General features: G+C 72.5%; 1 protein-coding gene and 1 pseudogene. Both read left to right on the top strand.

Features of this window, described 5'->3' with window-relative positions:
* Nucleotides 1-3055: SDR family NAD(P)-dependent oxidoreductase (locus ON27_RS19695; RefSeq protein ID WP_043729490.1), on the top strand; the 3055-nt coding region annotated here is incomplete at its 5' end.
* Nucleotides 3052-3644 (top strand): annotated as a pseudogene (locus ON27_RS19690) (aminotransferase class I/II-fold pyridoxal phosphate-dependent enzyme); the annotation flags it as partial. The gene ON27_RS19695 and the pseudogene ON27_RS19690, both read left to right, overlap by 4 nt.

Here is a 3644-nt window from a genome sequence, read left to right as displayed (position 1 = left end):
CGCTCAGACCGCCCACGGGTCGAGCGTCGTGGTGCCGTCCTCGGTCGCCGGAGTCCGCTGGACCGGGCCGCTGCCCGAACAGGCGGTCGTGCTGGTGCGCCGGGTCGACGGTGACCCGCTGTGCGCCGACATCACCGTCGCCGCCCCGGACGGCGCTGTGGCGCTGGCCCTTTCCGGCGTGCGGTTCACCGGCCTCGCGGCCGAGCCGGACCTGCACGACCACCTCGACGGCCTGTTCTACGAGCCGGTGTGGTCCATCGTCGACGACATCGCGACCGCCGACGAACCCGCGGACGGGGCGGAGTTCCTGCTCGTGGTCAGCCTGGGCAGCACCGTCTCCCAGCGCGCGAAGGAGATCGCCAGCGCCCGTGCCGCTTCGGAGATCCTCACTTTGGCGCCGGAGGAACCCGGCGCCGCGGATCGCGTCCTCGCGACCCTGCGCGCCGCCCGCGAACGGCCCGGCGTGACGCGCAGCCGCCTCGTCGTGGTGTCCGGCGCCGAACTGGACGCGGTGCCCAACGCCTACGGTCTCGCGCTGGTCGCCAAGGCGATCGGCGAGCTGGTCGTGGGCGCCGAGGACGACGACGCCACGGCCGCCGAGGTGCGCGCGGTGGTGGTCACCGAGCAGGCGTTCTGCCTGCCGATCGACGCGTTCGCGCATCCCGCGCAGGCCGCGCTCACCGGCGCCAGGCGGACCCTGCGCAACGAGCAACCCGCGGTGCAGTGGCGACTGGTGGACATCGAACCGGCCACGCGCGCCGCCGACATCGTCGAACAGGTGCTCGGCGACGGACGCGCCGACGAAGTCGCGCTGCGCGCGGGGGCGTGCTGGGCGCTGCACCTGCGCAAGTCCTTGCGCGAACATCTGGCGGCCTGGGACGAGGCCGCCCCGCTGACCGACCCGCAGGCCTCCTTCCGTCTGGAGATGCCGCGCTCGCGGCTGCTGTCGGACCTGGCCTGGCGCGCGGTCGAGCGCGTGGCGCCCGGTCCCGGCGAGGTCGAGATCCGCATGGACGCGGTGGGCCTCAACTTCAAGGACGCGCTCAAGGTGCTCGGCGTGCTCACCGAAAAGGAGCTGGCCGGCACGTATTTCGGCACCGAGCTGGGCATGGACGGGTTCGGCGTGGTCGAGCGGGTCGGGCCCGGGGTGACCGAGGTCGCCGTCGGGGATCAGATGTCGGTGTGCGCCAGGGATCTGGTGCGCCGCCACGTCACCCTCCGGCCCGACGAGGGCGCCACCATGCCCCTCGATTACCCCGACTCGGTGCTCGACCCGTGCCACTCCAGCTCGGTGCTGCCCTTCCTCACCGCCGAATTCGCGTTCGGCGAGCTCGCTCACCTGCGGCCCGGGGAGACGGTGCTGGTGCACGGCGCGGCGGGCGGCATGGGCATGGCCGCGGTCCAGGTGGCGGTGCGCCTCGGCGCGCGGGTCATCGCGTCGGCGGGCTCGGACGAACGCCGCGCGGTGGCCGCGGGGGCGGGCGCGCACGAGGTGGTCAACTCGCGCTCGATCAGCTTCGTCGACGACGTGCTCGCGCTGACCGGCGGACGCGGCGTCGACGTGGTCTACAACTCCTCCCCCGGCGAGATCCTCCAGCAGAATCTGCGGGCGGCCGCCGAATTCGGCCGGATCATCGAGATCGGCAAGGCCGACATCTACGGCGGCGGCACGATCGACCTGCGCCCGTTCGACCGGAACCTGTCGTTCTTCGCGGTGGACATGGACCGCGCCCTGGCCGTGCGCCCCGAACTGGTCCGTCGCGCGGCACGGCGGGCGATGGACGCCCTGAACGACGGCACCTACGACTACCTCCCCTACAGCGCGTTCACCCTCGATTCCACCGCCGAGGCGTTCGAAACCGTGGTGCGGTCCAAGCAGATCGGCCGCGTCGTGCTGGACCTGCGCGAACCGGAGCCGACGGTGCTGGCCGCGCGGCCCGGCCTGCCGATCGACCCGGAGGCCAGCTATCTGGTCACCGGCGGCTTCGGCGCGTTCGGCCTGGCCACCGCGCGCTGGCTGGTCCGGCTCGGCGCGCGGCGCCTGGTGCTGGCCGGGCGCAGCGGTGCCACCACGGACACGGCTCGCGCCGCGATCGCCGAATTCGCCGCCGCCGGTGCGGAAGTCGTCGAAGAACGCCTCGACATGGCCGACTACCACGCCGTCGCGGCGTTGGTCGAACGCATCCAGTCCAGCGGGCGTCCGCTGCGCGGGGTGTTCCACGCGGCCGGTGTGGTGAACAACCTGGAGATCCCGCAGATCACCGCGGAATCGCTGGCGGAGATCTTCGGGCCCAAAGTCGCCGGCGCGGTCAACTTGGACACCGCCGTCACCGCCGCCGGCATCGACCTCGACATGTTCGTGCTGTTCTCCTCGGCGAGCAGCATCGTCGGCATCTCGCCGCAATTCGGCTACGCGGCCGCCAATTCCGTGCTGGACATGATCGCCGCCGCCCGCCGCGCCCGTGGCGCCGCCGCACTGGCGGTGAACTGGGGCTTCATGAGCGGTGGCGGCGGGATGGCCGACTACGAGGCGGTCAGCCGGTACGCGGAGATGACCGGTTACCGCTCGGTGGACATGGACGTGGCCACCGAGCTGCTCGGCGAGTGCCTGCGGCTGGACCTGCCGCAGATCGTGCTGTTCGACGTGGACTGGAGCCAGTGGGCGCTGGCGCACCGCCCGTCCACCCGCACGCCGCGCTTCGCCGAGCAGGTGGCGGCCGCGGGCGGCGGGGCGGCGGGCGCGGGTGCGCTGCGAGCGGAGATCCTCCAGCTGGGTGTCGAGCAGCGCGGGGAGGTGGTGGCCTATCTGCTCGCCGAACAGCTCGCCGCGGTGCTCGGCGTCGACGCCGAGACGGTGGACCTGAACACCCCGCTGCCCGAACTCGGCATGGACTCGCTGATGGGCATGGAGTTCGGCGCCCGCGTGGTGCAGGTGCTCGGCACCCAGCTGTCCGTGCTCGCCGTGATCGGACTGACGTTGCGCGGGCTCGGCGCGCGGATTGCCGAGCAGATTGCCCAGGAAGAAGAGCGCGCGGCGAGGAGCGAGGACGAATGACGGACAACAACCCCAGGGTACTGGCCCGCGCACTGCTGGCCAGGCACGCGAGCGGCGAGACCGGCGCCGCCCCGGCGACGACCAACGGCGCGCGGGCCGCGAATGGTTCCGCCACCCCTACCGCGACCGGCGTCAATGGCAACAGCGCGCCGCGCGGAGTCGCGCACACGTCCTTCCGCGACCACCCCGGCGTGCTCGAAGCCGGGCAGCGATTCGGCCGGTTCGACGCCTGGGTGAACCAGGTCGGCCTGGTCAACCCGTACTACCTGCCGCACGAGGGCGTCAGCGGTGCGGTGACCAGGATGGCCGACCGGGACGTGGTGAACTTCAGCAGCTTCGGCTACCTGGACCTGGCCGCCGACCCACGGGTACGGCAGGCCGCCAAGGACGCGATCGACCAGTACGGCACCTCCGCCGCCGCGGTGCGCATCGTGGCGGGCGAACTGCCGATCTATCGTGAGCTGGAAGCCGAGATCGCCCGCGTCTACGACACCGAGGCCGCGCTGGTGACCGCCAGCGGCTACCTCACCAATGCCGCCGCGGTCGGGTTCCTGCTCGGCAAGCGTGACCTCGCGGTCTGCGACGCGCT

This window comes from Nocardia asiatica NBRC 100129 (genome assembly GCF_000308415.1).
Lineage (GTDB): Bacteria > Actinomycetota > Actinomycetes > Mycobacteriales > Mycobacteriaceae > Nocardia > Nocardia asiatica.
Note: the sequence above shows the minus strand (reverse complement) of the source record. Positions and strands in the feature narration are given on the sequence as shown.